General features: G+C 43.7%; 21 protein-coding genes and 1 other RNA gene. 4 read left to right on the plus strand and 18 right to left on the minus strand.

All coding sequences use genetic code 11. The annotated features are described in order from the left end of the window. Positions 1-288: 288 nt before the first annotated feature. The 9 genes from AC0VX1_RS25020 to AC0VX1_RS25060 all read right to left on the minus strand — a co-directional run bounded on the left by AC0VX1_RS25020 (position 289) and on the right by AC0VX1_RS25060 (position 9,221). A complete protein-coding gene (locus AC0VX1_RS25020) occupies positions 289-996 on the minus strand; it encodes a response regulator (RefSeq protein WP_459564391.1) in 708 nt (235 codons plus the stop codon). After that, on the minus strand, positions 993-2,585 hold the full coding sequence (locus AC0VX1_RS25025; protein ID WP_377418925.1) for an ATP-binding protein: 1,593 nt from the start codon (positions 2,583-2,585) through the stop codon (positions 993-995). The genes AC0VX1_RS25020 and AC0VX1_RS25025 overlap by 4 nt, the downstream gene beginning before the upstream one ends. Positions 2,586-2,664: 79 nt before the next feature. Continuing rightward, a complete protein-coding gene (locus tag AC0VX1_RS25030) occupies positions 2,665-4,191 on the minus strand; it encodes a tripartite tricarboxylate transporter permease (RefSeq protein WP_413007943.1) in 1,527 nt (508 codons plus the stop codon). Between the two features lie 18 nt (positions 4,192-4,209). Further along, on the minus strand, positions 4,210-4,665 hold the full coding sequence (locus AC0VX1_RS25035) for a tripartite tricarboxylate transporter TctB family protein (protein WP_475469489.1): 456 nt from the start codon (positions 4,663-4,665) through the stop codon (positions 4,210-4,212). 57 nt (positions 4,666-4,722) lie between these two features. Then, positions 4,723-5,748 (minus strand): tripartite tricarboxylate transporter substrate binding protein, encoded by a 1,026-nt coding sequence (locus AC0VX1_RS25040; RefSeq protein ID WP_475469490.1) that lies wholly within the window; start codon positions 5,746-5,748, stop codon positions 4,723-4,725. A gap of 159 nt (positions 5,749-5,907) precedes the next feature. Further along, positions 5,908-6,834, minus strand: a complete 927-nt coding sequence (locus AC0VX1_RS25045; RefSeq protein WP_413021736.1) for an AEC family transporter — start codon at positions 6,832-6,834, stop codon at positions 5,908-5,910. Between the two features lie 154 nt (positions 6,835-6,988). Next, positions 6,989-7,861, minus strand: coding sequence for a LysR family transcriptional regulator (locus AC0VX1_RS25050; protein ID WP_413021734.1), 873 nt, complete (start codon positions 7,859-7,861; stop codon positions 6,989-6,991). 138 nt (positions 7,862-7,999) lie between these two features. After that, positions 8,000-8,803 carry a formate dehydrogenase accessory sulfurtransferase FdhD gene (gene fdhD / locus AC0VX1_RS25055; protein ID WP_377418919.1) on the minus strand — a complete coding sequence of 268 codons (804 nt, stop codon included), beginning with the start codon at positions 8,801-8,803 and terminating at the stop codon, positions 8,000-8,002. 55 nt (positions 8,804-8,858) lie between these two features. After that, positions 8,859-9,221 (minus strand): Na-translocating system protein MpsC family protein, encoded by a 363-nt coding sequence (locus AC0VX1_RS25060; RefSeq protein WP_096339376.1) that lies wholly within the window; start codon positions 9,219-9,221, stop codon positions 8,859-8,861. A 334-nt stretch (positions 9,222-9,555) separates the two neighbouring features. Between AC0VX1_RS25060 and fdhF the strand changes: the two genes are divergently transcribed. Together fdhF and AC0VX1_RS25070 are read left to right on the plus strand one after the other, a co-directional pair. Further along, positions 9,556-12,495 (plus strand): formate dehydrogenase subunit alpha, encoded by a 2,940-nt coding sequence (gene fdhF / locus AC0VX1_RS25065; RefSeq protein ID WP_475469491.1) that lies wholly within the window; start codon positions 9,556-9,558, stop codon positions 12,493-12,495. 18 nt (positions 12,496-12,513) lie between these two features. After that, positions 12,514-12,990 carry a helical membrane plugin domain-containing protein gene (locus AC0VX1_RS25070; protein WP_034310010.1) on the plus strand — a complete coding sequence of 159 codons (477 nt, stop codon included), beginning with the start codon at positions 12,514-12,516 and terminating at the stop codon, positions 12,988-12,990. A 218-nt stretch (positions 12,991-13,208) separates the two neighbouring features. On the opposite strand, the gene AC0VX1_RS25075 is transcribed toward AC0VX1_RS25070, so the two are convergent. From AC0VX1_RS25075 to secG, 6 genes are all read right to left on the minus strand, one after another. Beyond that, complete coding sequence (locus tag AC0VX1_RS25075; RefSeq protein ID WP_475469492.1) at positions 13,209-14,183, minus strand: nuclease-related domain-containing protein; 975 nt, start codon at positions 14,181-14,183, stop codon at positions 13,209-13,211. A 190-nt stretch (positions 14,184-14,373) separates the two neighbouring features. Then, positions 14,374-14,735, minus strand: a transfer-messenger RNA (tmRNA) gene (gene ssrA, locus AC0VX1_RS25080). Between the two features lie 123 nt (positions 14,736-14,858). Then, positions 14,859-15,326, minus strand: a complete 468-nt coding sequence (gene smpB / locus AC0VX1_RS25085; RefSeq protein WP_034310006.1) for an SsrA-binding protein SmpB — start codon at positions 15,324-15,326, stop codon at positions 14,859-14,861. Positions 15,327-15,394: 68 nt separating this feature from the next. Further along, positions 15,395-17,752: a ribonuclease R gene (gene rnr, locus AC0VX1_RS25090; protein WP_057278103.1), complete on the minus strand. Its 2,358-nt coding sequence runs from the start codon at positions 17,750-17,752 to the stop codon at positions 15,395-15,397. 30 nt (positions 17,753-17,782) lie between these two features. Beyond that, positions 17,783-18,529 (minus strand): alpha/beta hydrolase, encoded by a 747-nt coding sequence (locus tag AC0VX1_RS25095; protein WP_098185506.1) that lies wholly within the window; start codon positions 18,527-18,529, stop codon positions 17,783-17,785. 141 nt (positions 18,530-18,670) lie between these two features. Beyond that, a complete protein-coding gene (gene secG, locus AC0VX1_RS25100) occupies positions 18,671-18,904 on the minus strand; it encodes a preprotein translocase subunit SecG (protein WP_034309999.1) in 234 nt (77 codons plus the stop codon). Positions 18,905-19,081: 177 nt separating this feature from the next. Between secG and AC0VX1_RS25105 the strand changes: the two genes are divergently transcribed. Both AC0VX1_RS25105 and AC0VX1_RS25110 read left to right on the plus strand, forming a co-directional pair. After that, positions 19,082-19,624, plus strand: a complete 543-nt coding sequence (locus tag AC0VX1_RS25105; RefSeq protein WP_057278104.1) for a hypothetical protein — start codon at positions 19,082-19,084, stop codon at positions 19,622-19,624. Positions 19,625-19,678: 54 nt separating this feature from the next. Beyond that, a complete protein-coding gene (locus AC0VX1_RS25110) occupies positions 19,679-20,509 on the plus strand; it encodes a M15 family metallopeptidase (protein ID WP_413021724.1) in 831 nt (276 codons plus the stop codon). 167 nt (positions 20,510-20,676) lie between these two features. On the opposite strand, the gene eno is transcribed toward AC0VX1_RS25110, so the two are convergent. Genes eno through tpiA form a run of 3 tightly spaced genes read right to left on the minus strand, consistent with a single transcriptional unit; the run spans position 20,677 to position 24,292 of the window. After that, positions 20,677-21,972, minus strand: a complete 1,296-nt coding sequence (gene eno / locus AC0VX1_RS25115; protein WP_034309992.1) for a phosphopyruvate hydratase — start codon at positions 21,970-21,972, stop codon at positions 20,677-20,679. Positions 21,973-22,002: 30 nt separating this feature from the next. Then, positions 22,003-23,538 (minus strand): 2,3-bisphosphoglycerate-independent phosphoglycerate mutase, encoded by a 1,536-nt coding sequence (gene gpmI, locus AC0VX1_RS25120; protein WP_475469493.1) that lies wholly within the window; start codon positions 23,536-23,538, stop codon positions 22,003-22,005. Continuing rightward, positions 23,531-24,292: a triose-phosphate isomerase gene (gene tpiA, locus AC0VX1_RS25125; RefSeq protein ID WP_106027029.1), complete on the minus strand. Its 762-nt coding sequence runs from the start codon at positions 24,290-24,292 to the stop codon at positions 23,531-23,533. The genes gpmI and tpiA overlap by 8 nt, the downstream gene beginning before the upstream one ends. Between the last annotated feature and the right edge of the window lies 1 nt (position 24,293).

Consider the following 24,293-nt stretch of genomic DNA (forward strand, 5'->3'; position numbering starts at 1 on the left):
GATTTCCTCCTCATAATATATAGGAATGGGTGTTTAAATGGATTGGTTATGCTTCCATTTCTTCTTTAATTATAGGAATAATAACCGATTTTCTATAGTCATAAACGTCAATTCCCTGCCATGACACTTGTCATATACTTGTCTGCTTCAACACTTTCACACCTATTTTTTCCTCTTTCATCATTTTTACGCTTCAAAAAAAACGATGAATTCCAATCAATCTGATTCCAAGAAAATGCCTGACATTCATTCGATCAAATAAAAAAAGATCCGCCTTTGGCGAACCCATTATATCTTGATGGCATAAACCCGTTCAGGTCGTCCTACCGTGCCATATGTTAAATCGGCATCAATTTTTTCCTCTGACATCAAGTGCTCCAGATAACGCCTTGCCGTTGTCCTGCTCACCCCGATTTCCTTCGCCACTATTTCGGCCGTTAACCCAGGGGAGGATTTCCCCAACACAGCCATCACCTTCTCCAAAGTCATCCGATCGATCCCTTTTGGCAGTGAAGACTGTTCCCTCTCTTTTTCTTTCATTTCCTTTCGCAAAAGCTTATCAACCTGTTGCTGCGTTACGGGAAAATTGCCCTTTTCCAATTCTGATAGTTTAATGTGATAATCTTGATATCTGTGTAAGGACTGCTTGAAACGTTCAAATGCGACAGGCTTGATAATATAATCAAATATGCCGATCTTGATGGCTTCCTGGACTTTTTCGATTTCTTTAGCCGCCGTTATCATGATGACATCCATTTGTTTGCTTTGCTGCTTGATTTCTTTCAGGATATCGAGCCCATTCATATCCGGGAAATACATGTCGAGCAGCAATAGATCCGGCTTCATGATTTCAATGAAGCTTTTAGCTTCGTCATAGCTTGAGGCGATCCCGATCGTTTGAAAACCCTCAAGCTTTTCGATGAATAGCTTTTGTATCTCAGCAATCCGCAGGTCATCTTCTACGATTAAAACTTCTATATCGCGATTCGCCATCATGAAATCACCCCTCTGTTTTTTGGCAGTGCTACAGTAAAAATCGTATATTCCCCTTCTTTCGTCGAAAAAGTGATATACCCCCCTAATCCTTCTATCGCTTCCTGAACAAGGCTCAAACCTATACCTGAATTGGTTTGATGGCTTTTCGTCGTAAAGCCGTTCTGGAAAATCAGTTCGGTAACATCTGAATTCATCCCTTTTCCATTATCTTCAACCTCTATGATCAACTCTTTACCCAAGTCCGTGACGAACAACGATACCCTTTTTTCCTCCCTATCGTTTTCCCGTACAGCATCGAAGGCATTATTGATGAGGTTGCCGATGATCGTCACTAATAAATCCCGATCTATTTCGGACGGAATATCTTTAAAACTGCTCTCTCTATCAATTGTAAAATCAATTTTCAGCTCGCTCGCTAAACTTACCTTCCCTAAGATGAACCCAGCAATAATCGGATCAGGTATTTCCTTCATTAGAAAGTGAATGAAACCTTGGGTGACATCGACTTCCTTCGATATGAAATCCATCGCTTCTTTATATGAACCGAGTTGAATCAGGCCAAGCAAAGTATAGAGCCGATTCGAATATTCATGTGTCTGGGCCCTCAGCCCTTCTGCATATGCCTTTACATGTGACAGTTCCTGTAGGAGATTGGATAGTTCGGATTTATTCCTCAAACTTGCAACAGCGCCGATGACTTCTCCGTGTTTATTTAAAATGGGAATGCGGCTAGCCAAAAAAATCTCACCGTCAATCATAAATTCCTGATCATATTCTGCCTGTGCTGTGCTGACTACATCAAGCAGATGTGTATGTGTAATGACTTCTTCAATTTTTCTCCCGCGAAGCTCAACATCTTTAGGAATATGAAGGAATTTATGCGCCGTCTCATTGACAACCGTAATTTTCCCATGAACATCAATGGCGATGATTCCTTCATGAATCGACTCCAAAATGGCATGTTTCTCTTGAAACATCCAAGCAATCTCTTTCGGCTCCAGCCCTAATATCGCCTTTTTGATATTGAATGAAATGAAAAAGGCTATCAATAAACCGCCGATTAATATAAAAGAGATGATCCAGACGATCTTTCTTTGTATACTGGACACTTCTTTTTCAATATCATCCTGAAGGTAGCCAACAGAGACGACGCCAATGACTTTTTCATTTGCGATTATCGGGGATTTCCCCCTTATGGAAGGACCCAATGTCCCAGTGGACTCCGTGATGATGGATTTCCCATCCCACACTTCGGCGTTATCTCCCCCTACCATTTTCCTCCCGATCATGTCGGGATTTGGATGGGACAGCCGTGTTTCATTCTTATCGCCTATTACTATGAATTCCGCATCGATTTGCCTGCGAATCCTTTCCGCGATGGGCTGGATGATTACAGAGGGATTATCCGTTCGAAAAGCTTGTTTAATTTCAGGCAGCAAAGAAATGGTCTGGGCAACAGACAATGCTTTTTCCCCTGTTTCCTGCTTCAGGTTATTTTCCAGGATATTTATAAAAATAACTTCAAAGATTCCACCCATTAAAATGATTAACGTACAGATGCCCAGCATCAACTTGGTGTGTAAACGCATTCAATCACCTCTACTTACATCATATAAAAAATAACCCCTTTAAAAAAGGGGTTATTTCACAACATTCAGAAAATATCGATTAACCTTCAATATTGATGACAACATCCTTCCCTCTCTTCTTAAGTAAAACCGGAATGAGCAGCCATAATGCCGTTACGATCAGGAAGGACAGCGAAAGCGGCCGAGTGAAAAACAAACTGTAATCCCCATCGGATATCGTCAGTGCCCTGCGCATATTGTTTTCTATCATCGGTCCTAAAACCAGTCCTAATACCAATGGGGCGATTGGATAATCATTTTTACTTAAGAAATATCCCAAGACCCCGCATCCTAATAATAGCAATAAGTCATAAGTCGATACTTGTACAGCATAAACGCCAAAAATGGAAATCGCGATAATGATCGGAATCAAATATTTCTTTGGCGTTTCAATGATTTTCGCAAAAACCTTAACGAGCGGGAGATTAAGGATCAGCAGCATCAGATTCCCGATGAACATACTGGCGATAAGTCCCCAAGCCACCTGGGGATGGTCCTCGAATAATAATGGACCTGGCTGAACATTGTACATCATGAGCGCACCCATTAAAATCGCCGTTGTACCGGAACCCGGAATTCCCAGTGTCAATAATGGAATCATCGCTCCGCCAGATGCCGCATTATTGGCCGTTTCAGGTCCAGCCACCCCAGCGATCGCCCCTGTACCAAATCTCCAGGGTTTTTTTGAAATCCGTTTTTCCATAAGATATGAGAAGAAAGAAGCAAGCGTTGCCCCTGCACCCGGCAAGATCCCTACAAAGAAACCTAAGAGCGATCCCCTCGCAATCGGCCCCGCAGATTCCTTGAATTCTTCTTTGGAAGGAAGCAAATTATTGATCTTTGCAATTTCCCCATCATCCTCGTCCTTTTCCAAGATTGTCTTGAATACTTCTCCAAGTGCGAATAGACCGACTGCGATCGTCAGGAATTCGATCCCTTGATACAGCCAAGGAAAGTCGAATGTAAAACGGGCGATCCCGGATACATTATCAATGCCTATCGTCCCGATCAACAAACCGCAAACCGTCATGATCAGTGCCTTGGTTACGGATTTTCCCGCAAGGCCGCTGACTGCCGCCAACCCTAGAAGCATGAGTGAAAAATACTCCGCAGGACCGAATTTAATGGCAATCGTCGATAATGGCTGAGCCAAGGCAATCATGGCGATAAGGGTGACGATCCCTCCTACGAAGGAACCGATCGCCGAAATGGATAAAGCACTCCCGGCTCTTCCCTTCTTGGCCATTTGATAGCCATCCAATGTGGTGACGACAGAAGAAGATTCTCCAGGTGTATTCAATAGGATTGAAGTTGTCGACCCTCCATACATCGCTCCATAATAAACACCTGCAAGTAAAATGATGGCGCTTGTTGCCGCTTGCTCTGGAGGAAGTCCACCTGTAATCGAAGCGGTTACCGGAATTAAAAGAGCCACACCGCTCATCGGCCCGATCCCCGGCAAAACGCCGACCGCCGTACCGATCAATACTCCGACAAATGCAAATAGTATGTTATACCAAGTTAGTGCCGTTTCAAATCCGTGCATTAAATAATCAAAAGTGCCCACTTCACATCCCCCTTCCTTTTATGAAAACCAGATTGGCCAACCCGGAAGTGTTCCCTTTAACACATTCACGAATAAATAATAGATGATTCCGGAAAAACCTGCGGAAATGATGAGCGATGTCACCCACTTATTCCGTTCCATCGTTTGAAAGCAAACAAACAAAAAGAGAAAGGTCGTAATGACATATCCTATCGTTTCCAATGTCAAAATATAAATCAAGGTGGAGAGCAGAATGATGATAAAGGGTTTATATTCCAGCTTTCCCTTACCCGATTCCTGCACCTTGCTCCGAAATGCCTCATAGAACAGGCGAATACTTAAAACAGCAAGAACAAGCCCCAATACAAAAGGGAAAATGTCCGGTCCTACCGAACTTCCATAAGAAGAACTGGCCAGTTTCCTGCTTCCTATCATGAACAGCACCCCGACAGCCAGAAAGGCTGCAGATGCAAAGCGATCAAATTTCACGTCCATCCTAATCCCTCCATTTCAGAAAACAAGAAGAAGGTGAAAGCACCTCCTTCTCCCCGATTATTTTTCCATGCCTAACGCTTCTAATAATTGCTGCACCTGTTTCTCCTGTTCTTCTAAAAACTTGCTGAATTCTTCACTATTTTTATATTCCTGTTCCCATCCTTGAACTTCCACTTCTTTTTTCCATTCAGAAGTTTCAACTAACTTCGCAATGGATTTGCCCCAAAATGTTTTCGCTTCATCAGACATATTCTGAGGTCCAAAAACACCTCTCCAAATCGTGAATTCAGCATCAACACCCTGTTCCTTTGCCGTCGGTATGTCTTTCAGATCTCCACCCAAACGTTCAGTCGAGGTTACGGCCAACACTCTGATCTTTCCTGCTTTTAAAAATTCCCTGACACTGGATGCATCCGTTCCGATCACATCTGCATTACCGCCAAGCAATGCCGTAATCGCTTCCCCCCCGCCGTCGTACGAAACGTATTTAAGTTCGGTTGGATTCAAGCCATATTCATAGGCTGGAAGAATGGAAATCAAATGATCCATGGATCCCGGTGCCGATCCTCCTGCAAAGGTCAACTTACGCGGATCTTTCTTCACCGCTTCCAGCACTGATTTCAAATCCTTGAATTCAGAATCCGCCTTTACTACTATCGCCCCATAATCTTTTGTCAGCTGTGCCAAAGGAGTCGTATTTTTATATCCATAAGGACTGTTGCCTTCTTTTTTAAGGTTATTGATGATGACAGGCGGTGAATTCACGAACAGCATGTCATTATTATCCGCTTGCTGTGTTGCATAATCCGCCATGAAGACTGCGCCCCCGCCACCGGGTTTGTTTTCGACGGTCAATGGCTGGTTCACCAGTTTTGTCTCACTCAAGACCTTTGTAAATGAACGGGCGGTTAAATCCCATCCACCGCCTGCGCCCGATGGGGCAACGACCGTTATGGCTTTTTTCGGATAGCCTGTGCTTTCTTTCTTTTCTCCTGATGTATCCGAACTGCTGCCACATGCACCTAAAGTTAAAGCTAACGAACTTGCCAATAATACCGTAGAAATCTTTTTACGAGAAAACATAATAACCCTCCTTTTGAAAGCGTTTTCTTAATTCTACAAAAATATCTTCCTTTTCTTTGATTATTAACCTAAGATACATAAATTCCATAACCTCTATATTGTTCATAAAGTTTTATCGGGAGACATTGGAAAAAGGCCCGCCCATTAAGAGCAGCCCTGCTAGAATAGTATTTTTGATAGATACACCACCATCGTTACCGTTATGCTGCTGAATAAAGTCGACATCAAAACCGCCTGTGCCGCATACTCCGGATGGTTGTCATATTCCAAAGCGAATAATGCGCTGTTTCTGGATGTTGGAAATGAGCTTGCGATAAACAACCCTTGGGCGACAGTCCCTTCCAAGCCCAGCATGAGAATGATCAGGAAGGCGATGGATGGTGAGAGTATTAAACGCCCCGCCAAGCTAAGGATAAGCGGAAGCGGGAAATGCGTTATTTTCAAATAGGCACTCTGTGCACCTAATGTAATCAATGCAATGGCTATGAAGGCACTCGCGATATTATCAATCGGGGTCCATAAGAACAGAGGGATTTCAAAAGAAACGGAATGTAATATTAAACCAAGCAATAAAGCATAAATGACGGGGTTCTTCAAGAACTCGCGAATGGCACCCTTTGCACTTTTTGTATGGACGGAAACAGAATTCATCAATCCATAGGTATAGGTCAACAGGTTTTGAAAAATGATCACGATGACTTGGATCGACAGGCCAAGGGGGTTTCCATTAAAAACCATCTGACTGACAGGTAACCCGAAATTGGCCGAGTTATTCAGGACTACACTATTTTTAAACGTGGCAGAAAGGCTTTGATCAAACCTGGCAAGTTTAGCAATCACTGTACTCACGATGATGAGGCTTACTGCTTGAAGAGCAAGGAAGCTGAATATCTGGACGATCATCCCCCCGCCCAATTTGCTTTGATAGATATTGACAAAGCTAATGGCGGGCATGAGCAGGAAGTGATTCAATTTAGACAGCGTATTCATATCCAACTTGAATTTACGATGCAGAATGGCCCCCGCCCCTATAAGGAAAAAAACCGGTACAATCACATTCAATACAATCAGAAACAGGACACTCACTTGACTTCCTCTCCATTCCTTAGGCAAATTCCTGATGATTTACATCTCCCATCTATCATAATGCCGGGATGGCCATAATTAAAATACCAATAAATTATCGTTATCCATTCAAAAAAGGAATGATAAAAAAGCACAGAGGTTTCTGCGCTTCCAGTTAAATATCCCTCATGAAATCGACGCCTTTGACAAATTCGACAAACGCTTTGACCAGTTTTAATTCCAACGACTTTTCATGATATAACATCCATGTATTCCTGATAAGGGGATTACCTTGCTTGTCCTTAAGGTCCATTTGACGGAGGTTTTGGTCATTCTCCAATAAAACACTGGGGAGGATGCCATATCCCAGGCCATTCCTGACCATTTCCTTGCATGTATCACCTTTGTCCACTTCCATTCCCACCAAAGGCGGTCCGGAAAAATTGTCTCTCCACCAATTATCGATCATTGTTTTTAAAAGGGCATCTGTCCCATAATCGATCCTCGGCAAGAAAGGCAGGTCCCGGACTTCGATTTCTTCCTTGGAAGCAATACAAATCGTTTCCTCAAAAAGATGATGCCTTGATCCTGCCCATTGATAGTCCCCCCGAACGATCCCTACATGCACTTCTTCCTTGTAAATGAGGTTCAGTACTTCTTTACTCCAACCAGTGGTTACATGGAAATCCACTTTAGGATACCGCTCACGAAATAATCTCAACAGGCCAGGCAATTTATGCAGCGTGATATAATTGGAAACACCCAGCCGTAATGTTCCACTGATTTCCTGACCCATATTGAACGCTGTCTCTTTTATCTGCCGGAGCCTGATCAGCATCTCATCTGCACAGTTGGCCAAATATTCTCCTTGAGGGGTGAACTGCACTCCCCTTGTTCCCCGCTCCACAATCTTTAGATTGAACTCCTTCTCTATTTGTTGAATTCGTTTCGTTAAAGAAGGTTGCGAGATATATAAACTTTGCGCCGTTTTAGTAATATTCTTGTGCTCATGCAACACCTTTAAAATATGCCAATCCCTCTCATTCATAACCCTTCCCCCGATACCGCTTTTTCCTTGAATGTCTTATCCAAACTGTACCATAAAAGGCCTGTTGATATATCCAGGCAATGACGGCAAGGACTTTCCCAAAGCGCATTCTCCAGCCCGCCTTAGGAGCGGCATCTTTCACGCTCGGTCATTCAATTGAATTCTTTCAGGGCATGTATAGATATTCAGTGAATCATTACGAATGAACCCGACCGTGGTGATTCCCAATCCTTCAGCCAACTCCAAAGCCAATTCGGTTGGAGCGGATTTCGAGAGTATCAGTTCACAGCCGATTTTCGCCACTTTCAAGAGAATTTCCGATGAAATCCGGCCGCTGAACACGATGGCTTTCCCTTCTATCGAAATACCATTCTTCAAGCAATGGCCGTATATCTTGTCCAAGGCATTATGCCGTCCGATGTCCATCCTGCTTAATACAAGGCCATCGACATCGCATAAAGCAGCATTGTGGACTCCGCCTGTGTTCTGGAAGGTGACAGCGGAATTTTGTAAATCCTTCATCAAGCGGAAGCAGTCATCGGGAGTCAGCCTCACCGAAACATTATCCATTTTCTTGGCAGTCAATGCATCATTCACAAAGACGAACCCTTGTCTGCTCATTCCGCAGCATGATGTAATATACCGCTTATTTTGAAAGTCCTGGAAGTAGGGATTCACTTTATCTGTCTTCACATGAACAAAGCCCTCTTTTTCCTGGAACCAGATTTCTTTTATCTCATCATATTTTTTGATGATGCCTTCCGAAGCCAAATAACCAATCACCATATCCTCGATGTATTCAGGTGTACAAACCATCGTGACGAATTCCTGGCCATTTATTTTGACAGTAACGGGATACTCCGTTACGATCGTATCTTCCGTCCGATCGATGTTGCCTTTGGTTATCCGGATGATGTCCCTCTTGCTTTCAATCGCTTTCATGATCCCACTCCTTTTACTATCCAGGAGCCAATTGACCAATATGTAAGGAACATGGTCAATGCCCGTTGAGTTTGTCCGCTATATGCTTATCAAATACGAATACGGAAATCGCTATGTTCTCTTTAATTTTGATATCTGAAAACAAATGGACCAGTTTAGCTCCAACCAGTTCTTCCATTCCATCAGGAGGACTCTCCGAATACACATCCTGAACCATTTTGGTACGTGCTGAATGGACCATGTCCCTTCCTTCCTCCGATCTTGATATGAACATTTCCGTAGGAGTCAAATTCCCATATAACGTAGAAACGGCCATATTTTCCACGAAAACCGTGTGTATGCGTTCTGGTCCTTTACCGAATAGTTCCTTGCGCAGCTTACGAATCATATCATTGAATTCATGGATAACTTTTGACACCGTTACGTCACTCCAATTCAAGAAAATTAAGTTCTCAATTTTCTTATCATAAATCAACGCGAAGAAAAACGAAAGGAATTTGGGAATGATAACCTCTTTCCAGGATTGTTTCTTGTTATAATTAAAGGTATAATATCCAAGAGGAAAGTTGGGAGCATGATAGTGTACTGTTGTGTCCTATCTTTTTTAAAAATTATCCATTATGGTATGGATTGGTATATTGGCAAGCTTTGCTATTAAACTATTCCACCATGACCTACATTTCCGTTTTAGAGACGGAGGTGTAATCATGGTGGTTTTTTTGCGTCTTTTGGCTATAAAAGGGGGAAATATAATGATCGATTCAAACATCACCATCACAATCAACGGGAAGGCTTATACCGCTAATGAAGGTGCGACAATACTGGAGGTCATCAACCAAAATGAGATGGCCCATCCACAGATTTGTTATGTTCCTGAGGTGGATCCGATCCAAACATGCGACACATGCATCGTCGAAGTTAATGGGAAACTCGTCCGGTCATGTTCGACAAAAGCAGTGAGCGGCATGGATATAGCCTTGGACTCTAGCAAGGCAAAAGAAGCCCAAACCGAGGCCATGGACCGGATACTGGAAAACCATTCTTTATACTGTACTGTATGTGATAATAATAACGGAAATTGCAAACTACATAACACAGCAGAATTAATGGAAATTGAACACCAAAAATATCCTTATACACCGAAAGTGGAATTGGGTGCCGTCGATATGTCCCATCCATTTTACCGCTATGATGCCAATCAATGCATCGCATGCGGGCAATGTGTTGAAGTGTGCCAAAACCTTCAGGTCAACGAGACGCTGTCCATCGACTGGGAAGCAGAACGCCCTCGGGTAATATGGGATGAAGGAACGGAAATCAATAACTCATCTTGTGTAGGCTGCGGACAGTGTGTAACGATTTGTCCATGTAATGCATTAATGGAAAAATCGATGCTTGGCGAAGCTGGTTTCATGTCAGGCTTGAAAAACGATATGCTGGAACCGATGATCGACCTTGTCAAAGAAGTGGAACCTGGATACAGCGGGATTTTTGCCATTTCGGAGATTGAAGCGGCAATGCGAGAGACACGGACGAAGAAGACAAAAACGGTCTGTACGTTCTGTGGGGTAGGATGCACATTCGAAGTCTGGACAAAAGGCCGTAAAATCCTTAAAGTCCAACCTACTCATGAAGCACCCGTCAATGCGATATCCACATGTGTCAAAGGGAAATTCGGTTGGGACTTCGTAAATTCGGAAGAACGTTTGACAAAGCCCCTGATTCGGAAAAACGGAAGATTCGTTGAATCAAGCTGGGATGAAGCACTTGATTTGGTTGCGTCCAGACTGGGTTCGATCAAACAGCAATACGGCGGAAATTCAGTTGGCTTCATTTCCTCATCCAAGATCACGAATGAAGAAAACTATGTCATTCAAAAACTGGCACGGCAAATGTTTGAAACGAATAACGTCGACAACTGCTCGCGTTACTGTCAATCCCCGGCAACAGACGGACTGTTCCGTACAGTCGGCATGGGCGGAGATGCTGGTACGATCAAGGATATCGCCGCAGCAGGACTTGTCATCATCGTTGGGGCCAACCCGGCAGAAGGACATCCCGTACTGGCGACACGCGTTAAACGGGCACACAAGCTTCACGGACAAAAACTGATTGTAGCTGACATCCGCAAAAATGAAATGGCCGAACGTTCCGACATCCATATCAGCCCAAAACAAGGAACGGATCAAGTCTGGTTGATGGCGGTTACAAAATATATGATCGATCAAGGCTGGCATGATCAAGAATTCATCAAAGAAAATGTTAACTTCTTCGACGATTATAAAGAAGTACTTGAGAAATATACCCTGGAATATGCAGAAACACATACAGGTATTTCTAAAGAAACATTGATCCAAATAGCTGAGGCCATTCGCGATGCAGACGGTACATGCATTCTTTGGGGTATGGGCGTAACACAAAACACCGGTGCCTCCGATACTTCGGCGGCAATTTCCAACCTGCTATTGGCTACGGGTAACTACCGTCGTCCAGGAGCGGGAGCCTATCCGCTTCGCGGCCATAACAATGTACAGGGCGCTTGCGATATGGGTACCCTTCCAACATGGCTTCCGGGATATCAGCATGTTACCGATGACGTGGCACGTGCTAAATTTGAAAAAGCTTATGGAGTGAAAATCGCTGGCCAACCAGGCTTGAACAATATTGAAATGCTTAAAGCGATAGAAAAAGGCGACATGAAGGCGATGTATCTTGTAGGTGAAGATATGGCACTTGTTGACGCGGATGCCAACCATGTTGATAAAGTGTTATCCGGATTGGACTTCTTTGTTGTCCAGGATATTTTCCTTTCAAGGACAGCCCAATATGCCGACGTGGTATTGCCCGGAGCTCCATCTCTTGAAAAAGACGGAACGTTCACCAATACGGAGCGCCGTGTACAGCGATTATATAAAGCCCTTCCCACTATGGGAGATTCTAAGGCGGACTGGGAAATCACCCAAGAGATCGCCAATCGCTTAGGTGCGAATTGGAATTACTCTCACCCTAGTGAAATCTATGACGAAATGGCAAGCCTGTCACCGATATTCAGCCAAGCGAATTACGAAGTGCTGGAAGGATGGAATAGCTTCCTCTGGGGGAGCCATGATGGATCAAGCACGCCCCTTCTTTATGTAGATGGCTTCAACTTCCCTGATAAAAAAGCGCGCTTTGCACTGGCTGACTGGGTGGAACCTCATAAATTCCCGGAAGAATATGACCTTCATATCAATAATGGACGCATGCTGGAGCATTTCCATGAAGGCAATATGACGAACAAGTCCAATGGAATCCAATCGAAAGTACCTGATATTTTCGTCGAGGTTTCACCAGAACTTGCCAAAGAACGTAAAGTCAGTGATGGCGGACTCGTTCGCTTGGTGTCTCCATTCGGGGCCGTTAAGTTAAAAGCATTGATCACAGACCGTGTTAAAAATAATGAGCTATTTTTACCGATGAACTCCGTCGATAAAGACTCTGCCATCAACTTCCTGACCGGTCCCATCTATGATCGACGCACAAGCACGCCTGCTTACAAACAGACGATGGTCCGCATGGAAGTATTAAGCGCAAGCGGAGACGTTCCATTACCGGGTACCAATCCACGGAACAAAAAACGTCATCCTCAAAATGGTGTCGAGGTTGAACGTAAGTGGGCCCGTCCAGGGTATGTTCACTTAACGGATAATTAAACAAGGAGGGTGAAGATCATGGCAGCTCCTATAACGGAAATCCATAATCCCATTACTGAGGAAGAGATAAAGCTACAAAAACTGGAGGAACTGAAAACGCTGATCACCGATAATGAAGATGCCTTGAACAATATGTTTAAAATCGTCAATGAACTGAATGACTCGGGAGTATTCGAAGCCGCGACCTCCATGCTTCAAGGAAAAGAACAAATTGCGAAAATCGCACTTCAACAAATCACAAGGCAACCTGTAACAAACCTGATCAATACCCTTATGGGTGCAACAGGAGCCTTGATGAACGCCGATGCCGCACAATCCACGAAACTGCTGAACAGTGCACTTGCAGGAATCGATGAAGGAAACAAATTCCTTCAGGCCGATAAGAAGATCGGTGTTCTGGAATTAATGAAAACATTGAATGACCCAGACATAAACAGAGCGATCGGCTTTGGCGTCCACTTCCTCAAGGGAATGGGCAAGGAATTAAAAGAATAGAAACGGAACAAAGACTCAAGAGAAGCTTCTTTTGAGTCTTTTTCTATCATAGGGCTCTTAGTTCCTGCAAAAAATGCTGAAAGTGCAGCGTTGGATAAGATTAGCATTGGAGTGGATGTGTAATGAATCAAGAAGAAAAAATTAGAGCAAAACAATTACATCTAGGCTCAGTAAAAATTTTCAAAATGTTGATGTGAATATAAAGAAATGAGTTAAAGTCACTCATCAAAATACAGGCTGTACACCCTCCCCTTATTCGCACCACTGCTTGTCAGATTCAATGATTGCAAGATCCTCGTTGCACTGGATGAAGAGGAAATGTTTAAAAAGTTCCTCAACTGCCGATTCGTTATGGTCGAGCCTAATAGATAAAAATAATCTCGTAAAGCCGGGATATGTGCTTTTTTACTGGAGAGTTGGCATTGATTGCAAAGCCATGTGCCATGCCTTCTAAATAATTTATTGCCCTTACAATTCTCACAAATCACTCCTTTAATTAGGTCCTTTTCGGTAAGATTGTATCGTTCCAGAATGGAAAAGTCCGCATCGATGTGGTGTTTATTCATTACGCGAATTGCTTTCTTCAAATCTTTCTCACTAAAACTGGATTCTGTTATGGAATGCTCCATTTGATTAATTTTAGCGGGAAGTGCATCGCGATGGATAACCTTATAGTGGAGTTCATGGTTTTCAAGAGCTGTACGGATGATGGTTTGGGGATTACTGATGACAATCAATGAAAGGATGGGCAGTGAGGGAAAACCGTTTTTCAAGAACCAATTGGTCAATTGTGATTCCTGGCGGCTGACTTGTATGATGGGATCTGGAAAGGCCGTTTCTTTTCCTTCTATCGTTCGAATGAGCTGATTGAAATACGGATCAAAATAGATCGACCCTGCCATGTTCTTCACTTCAATGATAAGCGCATATTTCTTGGAGATTAATAAGGTATCCAGCTGAAAGAATCGGGATTGATCCTGCAGCCATAAATCGTGGAAGATGAAATGGCTTTTCGGTTCAAGAAAGCTTAATGGAAAATCAATGGAACATTCCCCTTTATAGCCCGCTTCCCTTTTTTTGAGATCGTTCATGAGTAAGGGAACTTTAGGGTGATTCGGAGGAAGCCTGCACGCTAATGCACGTAATTTGCGGACGGCAAGAGGAACTTTTCGTTTTTTTACAATCAATTTCATCGCTCCAATCCTATTTTTTTCAAAAGGATTCTACAGCAAATGATGGAAACTGTACAGTTTATCTGCGAAATCGGGAATATATCTTCGAATTTGGAGATATATCAACGAAAAATCCTGATATATCTGCGAATTATTCGATTTATCGATTTTTCGACAAAAAAACCAAATAAAAAACCACCAATATATGTATTGGTGGAGACGGTGGGAGTCGAACCCACGTCCAGACATAACGGCACTTAAGCTTCTACGAGTGTAGTCGATATATTCGCATTTCGCGAACTCATTAGCCTATCGACAGGCGGCAGAGCAGCTAGTCTGATTGGTCTCTTCCTTCATCCTCAGACGGTGGATTCCGGCGTATCCCACTTAGAGTGAGTCCCTTACCCTACCACGTGGGCCATGGAGGGAGGAACAGCTATCGACTGTTATTAAGCAGCGAAAGCTAGGTTGTTGTTTTGTTTGCCAGTTATAGGCGTTGACGTTTTAACGAGGCCGATCCCCTCGACTCGCAACTTAAGCTCGAACTATCCCTGTCGAATCCGTAACGTCCCCATGATAGAAATGGAGCGTACGAGAGAAGAATAGTCAGCAAGTTGGCTGATATTCAATTGTCATCGGTACAGGATTAATTATAACAGATTGGTTCAAAAAATCAATTGTAAGGTCTTGGCAGTTTTACATCTTCTGACGATCACGGAAAGCACGTTCAATATCACGCTTCGCTTCCTTCTTCTTCAGGTCATCACGCTTGTCATATTGTTTCTTCCCTTTTCCAAGTCCGATTAAAACTTTGGCAAAGCCATTCTTTAAATACATTTTCAACGGGACGATGGTGTAACCTGTTACCTTTGTTTCCCCGATCAGTTTACTGATTTCTTTCTTATGCAAAAGAAGCTTCCGTGTCCGTAACGGATCATGGTTAAACTGGTTTCCCTGTTCATAAGGGCTGACATGCATATTATGAAGATAAACTTCACCATTTTCTATTTTAGCAAAGGCATCCTTCAAATTCACTCGGGCCGCACGGATTGCTTTGATTTCGGTCCCTTTTAAAACGATTCCTGCTTCAAACGTTTGTTCAATAAAGAAATCATGATACGCTTTTTTATTTTGTGCTAGTTGTTTACCTGAGCCTTTTGGCATCTAACTCTCCCCTTTTTTACATCCAATCGCAGCGAGAGGATGTAATGATCATCCCCCCGCCTGAATCTTTATCTCTTTTTTGGTTTTCTCTTGCGCTTGGCAGCTGGCGCATTTTCAAAGAATTTTTTCTTCTTTTTCGATTTTCTTCCAGAAGAAGTCGAATCTCCATTACGGTCGCCGCCTTTTCCTTCCTTACGTCCCCCATTGCCGCCTCGGCCGCGTTTGCGTTCACCTGAATTGGCTTTGAATATTTTCTTCTCGCCGGATGGACGCGGACGGCTTACCTTCATGCCGATAATTTCAAAGTCGATGGCGCGTTCCTCTTTATTGACGTTGGAAACCCGTACGTCGATTTCATCGCCAATCCTGAACACATTACCGGTACGTTCCCCGATCATTGCTAGCTGACGCTCATCGAAGCGATAATAATCATCCGTCATGAAGCTGACATGGACAAGTCCTTCAATCGTGTTCGGCAGCTCGACGAACATCCCGAAATTGGTGACTGAACCAATGATCCCGGTATATTCCTCGCCGATTTTATCCAGCATGTATTCCGCTTTTTTCAGATCATCCGTTTCCCGCTCGGCATCGACTGAGCGACGTTCACGTTTCGATGTATGATCGGCAATCTCAGGTAAATTGGCATTCCATTTCTCCTTGGTAGCTTCATCCATTTTACCTTCCACCAAGTAGGTCCTGATCAACCTGTGCACGATCAAATCCGGGTAACGGCGAATCGGCGATGTGAAATGTGTATAAAACTCAGCAGATAAACCAAAGTGTCCTAAGCTCTCCGGATCATATTTCGCCTGTTGCATGGAACGAAGCATGACGGTGGATATGACTGTTTCTTCCGGCTTACCGGCAACCGCCTCAATGATTTCCTGTAACGCCTTAGGATGGACGTCATTGGCCGATCCCCTTACAATGTATCCGAAGTTCGTAATGAATTCGAAGAATCGCTGCAGTTTTTCCGGCTTGGGATCTTCATGAATACGGTAAATGAACGGTAGGTCAAGACGGTGGAAATGCTCAGCAACGGTTTCATTAGCTGCAAGCATGAACTCTTCAATCAGCTTTTCCGCAACCGACCTTTCACGTAAAACCACATCAGTCGGATGGCCCTCTTCATCAACGATGACTCTTGCTTCATTGAAATCAAAGTCGATCGCACCGCGGTTCATCCGGTTCTTGCGAAGGATGGCCGCTAGCTTCTCCATGTCCTGGAACATCGGCACCAACGCTTCATAGCGTTCAAGCTGTTCTTCATCTTTATCGACAAGGATTTTGTTCACATTGCCATATGTCATACGTTCCGTCGTCTTAATGACACTTTCAAAAATATCATGGTTGACGACTTTGCCATCCGGCGTGATTTCCATTTCACATGAGAGTGTAAAACGATCGACTTGTGGGTTCAAGGAACAAATGCCATTCGATAAACGATGCGGGATCATCGGGATGACCCTGTCCACCAAATACACGCTCGTCCCTCTTTCCAGGGCTTCCTTATCGATTGGAGAACCTTCCTTCACGTAATGACTGACATCAGCAATATGAACGCCCAGCTTGTAATTGCCATTCTCAAGCTTGGAAACAGTGACGGCATCATCCAGATCCTTTGCATCCGCTCCATCAATCGTAACCAAAACATCATTACGCAAGTCCCTGCGGTTGCCAATTTCACTTTCTTGAATGGTATCGGAAACGGCATTGGCCTGCTCCATGACGTCATCCGGGAACTCCATCGGCAAACCATACTTATGGATCACGGAAAGAATATCCACACCAGGATCATTTTTATGGCCAAGAATCTCAATGACTTCACCTTCGGCACTTATGCGTCCCTCAGGATAAGAAGTAAGCTTGACGACAACCTTATGTCCCTCTACCGCTCCATGTGAAGCATGCTGTGGAATGAAGATATCGTTTGCGATCTTTTTATCATCAGGGATGACGAAACCAAAACTTTTACTTTCGGAGTATGTACCGACCACTTGTGTAATTCCGCGTTCAAGTATTCTGATGACCGTGCCTTCTTGCCTTGAGCCCGATGTTTCCGAAGATACCCGTACCATGACGACATCTCCATGCATCGCTGTGCCCGTTTCATTTGGCGGAATGAAAATATCATCCATTCCCGGGTTGTCTTCAGGTGTGACAAAGGCAAACCCCTTTGCGTGCCCCGTTAATTTGCCGCGGAACAAATTCATTTTTTGCGGCAGGCCGTAACGATTGCTCCTCGTCCTGACCACCAATCCCTTTTCTTCCATTTTTACTAAAGCCTTAACGAAATTCTTGAAATCTGCCGAGTCTTCGATTTTCAAAGCCTCTTCCAGTTCTTGTACCGTTAGCGGCTTATACGCTTCATCCGTCATGTATGTCAGAAGCTTATTAATATGTTCTTGAATGTTATCTTCCATGAAAACCCTCCTATTCAGGGTATATTTTTGTTATTCGGACCAATCCAGGCTTTCTAAAAATTCCAATACATCTTCATGCAGCTCGTCTTTTTCTTTATCAAGGGTTATGACATGACCGGATTCTTCATACCACTTGATTTTTTTGACCGGTGATTCTACGGAATCAATAATAATATCGGCACTTTTTGGATTGATAACATCATCATGCCGGCCCTGCACGACAAATGTCGGAGCATAAATAAGATCGACGTGCTCCCGTACATCCGTTATCAATTCCTGAAGGGCTTTCAATGTATTCATCGGTTTATCGGCAAGGAGGTCCATTTCAAGCTCTATTTGCTCTTGAGTTTTTCCTTCATACTTCTTAAATTCTCTGGCGTACTCCAATACTCCTTTAAACATCATTTCTTCACTTTTGATATACATAGGCGCACACATTGTTACGATACCCTTTATAGGTACAGTGTAACCTAATTTAAGAGAAAATACGCCTCCTAATGAGAGTCCGGCAACAGCAATTTCTTCATGACCTTTGCTTTTCAGGAAATCATAGCCCATCATGACATCTTTCCACCAATCTTCCGGACCTGTTTTCACCAGCTCCTCTGGGGGAACGCCATGCCCTTCATAGTGCGGGGCATGGCAGGTGTATCCCTGTTTCTCCAAGTAACGGCCCAGCATCCGTACATCCGCTGAATTCCCCGTGAACCCATGTAAAAGTAAGACAGCCCTTTTTCCGCCTTCAAAAGTAAAGGGCTGCTGCAGCTTGATTTTCATGACCTTAAACTCCTTTATCAGTAAATAGAATTTTAAAAAATCCCTATCCTATAATTAAGTACTAAAATCACTATATCTATTCATGCAACTATTGTGCAAAGAAAAAAGCCTAGCTATTTAGCTAGACTCATTTTTGATCCATTACACATCAAAGTATGCAACAAGTAAAGTTAAAGCAAAGAATAGAATCGCCAATACTATTGTCGCACGATGTAAAACCAGGTCCAAACCGCGTGCCTTTTGCTTTCCGAATAACTGCTCAGCACCGCCGGCAATCGCACCTGATAAACCTGCACTCTTACCTGATTGAAGCAATACCGTCACAATGAGGGCGATACTGACAATCACTAAAAGCGTTATGAGAAATGCATGCATGCAATTACACCTCCTGAAGAACCAATAAACAATTACTTTAACTTTACCACACCCAATAAATATCCACAATCTTTGTTATACTATGATGGTAAGAATTCCTAAAAACCCATAGTCATTTAATTTCTTTTTGAATCAAAGTTTGAGATAATTTGCATAAATAGAGAAAGAGGTGTCAACATGTTTAAGTCCATACTACGGATTCTTGATCTCCTGACCATCCTATTCTCGGCGGTTGCCGGCTATTCTTTATGGGCAGGCGGAAGCAATTTCATCAGCGTCCTATTAATCATCCTATCACCGCTTCTATTGCTGCTGGCAAAGTATCACGGAAATCGATACTTATTATTTGCTGCATATATCACGACAACCGTTTATTTTACTGCTATTATTTATAATGGACTTTCCAATAGCGGTATCGACTTTTTCCAATCAAGCTTCCATGTCCTCCTGATCGGGGCAGCAGCCGCCTTGCTGAGCGTCATAGCGGCGGTCATTGGGTTCGGGACCAATACCCTTACGATTCTTTGGTTATCGCTTCATGCCCTTGTCACATTCGAGACAATCAGGATGTCATCCGGTTTCCTTTCGAGCTTTTGGTCTGATCCCGTCGTGGAAACCGCAATCCGTAACGATTATCCATTTTTACTGATGGTCGTCTGGATTGGCTTATTTCTTGATAAATATCAAAGTGAATTAACAAGGGATTACTTATCACGATAATTTTCAAAACTACTTTTATTGGAAATCTTATATTAAAAGCAAGGGGCCTTTCATATGTTAAAACCTATATTTGCAGCAACCGCTCTATCATCTTTCATTCTGATGGCTGGCTGTTCATCCGACCTGACCAGTGAGCATGAAAAAGAGCAAAAAGAAGAACAACCGAGCTCCCAGGAGACTGAGAAGGAGACTGAGACCGACAAGAATAATGATTCAAAAGAATCGGCCCAGCGCCAGGTGGAGATTGATGAAGCGGCTATACCCGCACAGGCTGGCCTTCAGACGTTGGCCCATCCGGAAAGCATACCTGTACTTGTCAATAAACAATACAGCCTGCCTGAAGATTACAAACCTGCTGACCTTATCTACCCAAATGTGGATTTCATCTTTGAAGATAAAATCGAAAAAAGAATGATGCGCGAAGAAGCGGGAAAGGCTCTTGAATTAATGTTCCAAGCTGCCGAAAAAGACAATATGCACTTTGCCGGCGTTTCCGCTTACCGCTCACACCAAACACAAATCACGGTCTTCAATAACTATGTGGCTAAGGACGGGGAAGAAAAGGCGAAAACCTACAGTGCAATGCCTGGGACAAGCGAGCATGAAACGGGCCTGGCGATCGATGTCACGACCCACGATGGGGCATGCGCTGCCCAAGACTGCTTCGGTGATACGAATGAAGCGGCCTGGCTTGCTGAACATGCACATGAATACGGATTTATCATCCGTTACCCTGAAGGCAAGGAAAACATCACGGGTTATAAATACGAACCATGGCATATCCGCTATGTTGGTGTCGATGCCGCAACTGAAATCTTTGAAGCGAAGATTACATTAGAAGAATACTATAATGCCGTACCAGTGGAAGCTGTATCGGATAAATGAAAAAAGGTGCCCTGATGCGGCACCTTTTTTTATTAATCAAACGTTTGATTAAATCCCTTCAAGCTGGAAGCAGTCAATGGTTTATGAGCATAAAAAACCTCCTATTCAATGTGGATGGCCACATTGAATAGGAGGGAAAATTTCTGTAATCCATCTTCTAGCAAAGATTACTTCTTCAAGTTATAGAAAGATTTCAAGCCGCCATATACAGCCAAGTCACCAAGCTGGTCTTCAATGCGAAGAAGTTGGTTGTATTTAGCGATACGGTCCGTACGGGACATGGAACCGGTTTTGATTTGTCCTGCGTTTGTTGCAACGGCGATATCAGCGATCGTTGCATCTTCCGTTTCACCTGAACGGTGGGAAACGACTGCAGTGTAGCCTGCGCGTTTAGCCATTTCGATTGCATCAAACGTTTCGGTCAGTGTACCAATTTGGTTCACTTTGATCAGGATGGAGTTACCGATGCCTTTTTCGATGCCTTCAGCCAATTTTTTCGTGTTCGTTACGAAAAGATCGTCACCAACAAGCTGAACTTTAGAACCGATGCGTTCCGTTAGAAGCTTGTGGCCATCCCAGTCATTTTCATCCAGGCCGTCTTCGATGGAGATAATAGGGAATTCATTCACTAGCTCTTCATAGAAAGCAACCATTTCTTCGGATGTAACACCATTGCGGCCTTCGCCTGCAAGATCATATTTGCCTGTTTCTTTGTTATAGAATTCAGATGAAGCCACGTCCATGCCAAGGTAGATATCTTCGCCTGCTTTGTAGCCAGCTTTTTCAATTGCCTCGATGATGACTTGAAGCGCTTCACGGTTTGAACCAAGGTTTGGCGCAAAGCCGCCTTCATCGCCGACTGCCGTATTCAAGCCTTTGGCTGAAAGGACAGATTTCAAGGCATGGAATACTTCTGCACCCATACGAACTGCTTCTTTGAAGCTAGGAGCTCCTACAGGAAGGATCATGAATTCCTGGAAGTCAACATTGTTATCGGCATGTGATCCGCCGTTAATGATGTTCATCATTGGAGTCGGAAGTTGTTTCGCATTGAACCCACCAAGGTAACGATACAATGGTAATCCAGAAAATTCCGCAGCGGCATGGGCAGCAGCCATTGATACGCCAAGGATTGCATTGGCTCCCAAGTTCCCTTTGTTTTCAGTGCCATCCAATTCAATCATAGTAAGGTCAAGGCCTGCTTGGTTCGTTACATCCAAACCGATGACAGCTTCAGCAATGATATCATTTACATTATCGACTGCTTTTTGTACCCCTTTACCCAGGTAGCGAGATTTATCCCCGTCACGAAGCTCAACCGCTTCGTGTTCTCCTGTTGAAGCACCTGATGGTACGATTGCACGTCCGAAGTATCCGGACTCTGTTTGGATTTCTACTTCTATTGTTGGGTTACCACGTGAATCTAGCACTTCGCGTGCATATACATGTTCGATGTACGGCATTATAAATCTCTCCTTTTCCTATTCACAATTTTATTTAGATAATAGGGATTCCCCTGTCATTTCAACAGGTTTTTCGACTCCAAGCAAATCAAGTATCGTTGGAGCTAAATCGCCTAAGATACCACCTGTTCTTAATGTTACCTGATTTTTAGTGATAATGACAGGAACGGGATTCGTAGTATGGGCTGTCATCGGGTTGCCTTCTAGCGTTACCACTTCATCAGCATTCCCATGGTCGGCGGTGATGATCGCTGTACCGCCTTTTGAGACGATTAAATCGACAATCCTGCCTAGGCATTCATCCACTGTTTCAATCGCTTTAATGGTAGGCTCAAGCATCCCTGAATGACCGACCATATCCGGGTTGGCAAAATTCAAGAGAATGGTATCAAAACGGTCAGCCTCAATTTGTTCCACCAATGCATCCGTCACTTCATAAGCACTCATTTCCGGTTGTAAATCATATGTAGCGACTTTCGGAGAATTAATTAAAATTCTCTCTTCACCAGGAAACTTCTCTTCACGTCCGCCGCTCATGAAAAACGTCACATGCGGATATTTTTCAGTTTCGGCGATACGAAGCTGGGTAAGCTGGTTTTGGGAAAGTACTTCCCCTAATGTATTATCAAGATTTGTCGGATTAAATGCAACATATCCGTCAACTGTTTCTGAAAAATGTGTCAAGCAGACAAAATGGAGATGCTTCGGATGTCCAGGACCGCGGTCAAATGAGCGGAAATCCTCATTCGTGAACGTATTGGAAATCTGGATCGCCCGGTCTGGACGGAAGTTATAAAAGATTACGGCATCATCATCTTTAATCGTTGCCACCGGTTTACCGTCTTCCGCCGTTATGACTGAAGGTATCACGAACTCGTCGAAAATTCCATGTTCATACGAATCCTCGACACATTCCATCGCAGAAGAGTATGCAGGGCCATCACCATACACCATCGAACGGTAGGATTTCTCCACACGTTCCCAGCGCTTATCACGGTCCATCGAATAATATCTTCCGGAAATGGTCGCAAACTGACCAACACCGATTTCCTTCATTTTCGCTTCCGCTTCCTTAATATAACCCTGTGCCGTTTTCGGTCCAACATCACGGCCATCTAAAAATGCATGTACATATACATTTTTAACTCCTTCTTTAGCGGCCAATTTCAAAAGGGCATACATATGATCGATATGACTATGCACGCCGCCATCTGAAAGAAGACCGAAAAGATGAAGGTCCGTGCCTTTTTTCTTGGTATGGCTCATGGCATCGACCAAAGTTGGGTTTTGTGCAAACTCACCTTCACGTATTGCCAGGTTCACACGGGTCAGGCTTTGATAAACGATCCTTCCTGCCCCGATATTCAAATGGCCCACTTCCGAGTTCCCCATTTGACCGGCAGGCAAGCCGACCGCTTCCCCGCTTGCAGTTAAATGGGAGTGCGGATACTGTTCCCAATATCGGTCAAAGTTCGGTTTTTTCGCATGAAAAACAGCATTACCCTTTTCTTCGTTACGGCAGCCAAAGCCGTCTAAGATGATAAGTGCCACAGGCGACTTACTCATAGTGACCAGCCTCCAGCAATTGTAAAAATGAATCGGATTTCAAGCTAGCACCGCCAACCAATGCACCGTCTATATCAGGTTGTGCCATGTACTCTTTAATATTCTCAGGTTTTACACTGCCACCGTACTGAATGCGGATGGCTGCAGCTGCTTCATTTGAAAATTTGTCGGCAACGACTGAGCGGATATGCGCACAAACTTCATTAGCATCTTGAGCAGATGACGATTTTCCTGTTCCAATCGCCCAAATCGGCTCATAAGCAATAACGGCTTGTTTCAATTGATCGTCAGATAATCCTGCTAAGCCTTTCTCAATCTGGCTGCCTACGAAATCATTCGTTTCGCCAGCTTCCCTTTGCTCAAGTGTTTCACCGCAGCAAACGATCGGGGTCAACTTGTGGGCAAAAGCGGCATGAGCTTTTTTATTAACGGCTTCATCCGTTTCATTGAACATTTCCCTGCGCTCAGAATGACCAAGTATGACGTAGGATACTCCAAGATCAGCCAAGGCGATTGGGCTGATTTCTCCTGTGAAAGCACCGCTTTCTTCAAAGTGCATGTTCTGTGCCCCGATTTTCACATCGGTTCCTTTTGCTGCTTGAACGAGCTGATCCAAAAATAAAGCTGGAGCACATACAACCGTATCGATTACATCTTGCTTCGGAATCAAATTGCTCACTTCTTCTAAAAAGGCAGTCGCTTCAGATAGTGTTTTATTCATTTTCCAGTTTCCTGCAATAATCGGTTTACGCATT

Source organism: Peribacillus sp. QJM3NY_7, from assembly GCF_056173225.1.

Bases quoted from the DNA above. Each gene is read 5' to 3' on its own strand.
- AC0VX1_RS25035 (WP_475469489.1), bottom strand. From the start codon at position 4,665: ATGGACGTGAAATTTGATCGCTTTGCATCTGCAGCCTTTCTGGCTGTC.
- AC0VX1_RS25070 (WP_034310010.1), top strand. From the start codon at position 12,514: ATGGCAGCTCCTATAACGGAAATCCATAATCCCATTACTGAGGAAGAG.
- AC0VX1_RS25105 (WP_057278104.1), top strand. From the start codon at position 19,082: ATGTTTAAGTCCATACTACGGATTCTTGATCTCCTGACCATCCTATTC.
- AC0VX1_RS25020 (WP_459564391.1), bottom strand. From the start codon at position 996: ATGATGGCGAATCGCGATATAGAAGTTTTAATCGTAGAAGATGACCTG.
- AC0VX1_RS25095 (WP_098185506.1), bottom strand. From the start codon at position 18,529: ATGAAAATCAAGCTGCAGCAGCCCTTTACTTTTGAAGGCGGAAAAAGG.
- secG (WP_034309999.1), bottom strand. From the start codon at position 18,904: ATGCATGCATTTCTCATAACGCTTTTAGTGATTGTCAGTATCGCCCTC.
- AC0VX1_RS25040 (WP_475469490.1), bottom strand. From the start codon at position 5,748: ATGTTTTCTCGTAAAAAGATTTCTACGGTATTATTGGCAAGTTCGTTA.
- AC0VX1_RS25110 (WP_413021724.1), top strand. From the start codon at position 19,679: ATGTTAAAACCTATATTTGCAGCAACCGCTCTATCATCTTTCATTCTG.
- tpiA (WP_106027029.1), bottom strand. From the start codon at position 24,292: ATGCGTAAACCGATTATTGCAGGAAACTGGAAAATGAATAAAACACTA.
- gpmI (WP_475469493.1), bottom strand. From the start codon at position 23,538: ATGAGTAAGTCGCCTGTGGCACTTATCATCTTAGACGGCTTTGGCTGC.
- eno (WP_034309992.1), bottom strand. From the start codon at position 21,972: ATGCCGTACATCGAACATGTATATGCACGCGAAGTGCTAGATTCACGT.
- fdhF (WP_475469491.1), top strand. From the start codon at position 9,556: ATGATCGATTCAAACATCACCATCACAATCAACGGGAAGGCTTATACC.
- AC0VX1_RS25050 (WP_413021734.1), bottom strand. From the start codon at position 7,861: ATGAATGAGAGGGATTGGCATATTTTAAAGGTGTTGCATGAGCACAAG.
- smpB (WP_034310006.1), bottom strand. From the start codon at position 15,326: ATGCCAAAAGGCTCAGGTAAACAACTAGCACAAAATAAAAAAGCGTAT.
- AC0VX1_RS25075 (WP_475469492.1), bottom strand. From the start codon at position 14,183: ATGAAATTGATTGTAAAAAAACGAAAAGTTCCTCTTGCCGTCCGCAAA.
- fdhD (WP_377418919.1), bottom strand. From the start codon at position 8,803: ATGAAAGCGATTGAAAGCAAGAGGGACATCATCCGGATAACCAAAGGC.
- rnr (WP_057278103.1), bottom strand. From the start codon at position 17,752: ATGGAAGATAACATTCAAGAACATATTAATAAGCTTCTGACATACATG.
- AC0VX1_RS25025 (WP_377418925.1), bottom strand. From the start codon at position 2,585: ATGCGTTTACACACCAAGTTGATGCTGGGCATCTGTACGTTAATCATT.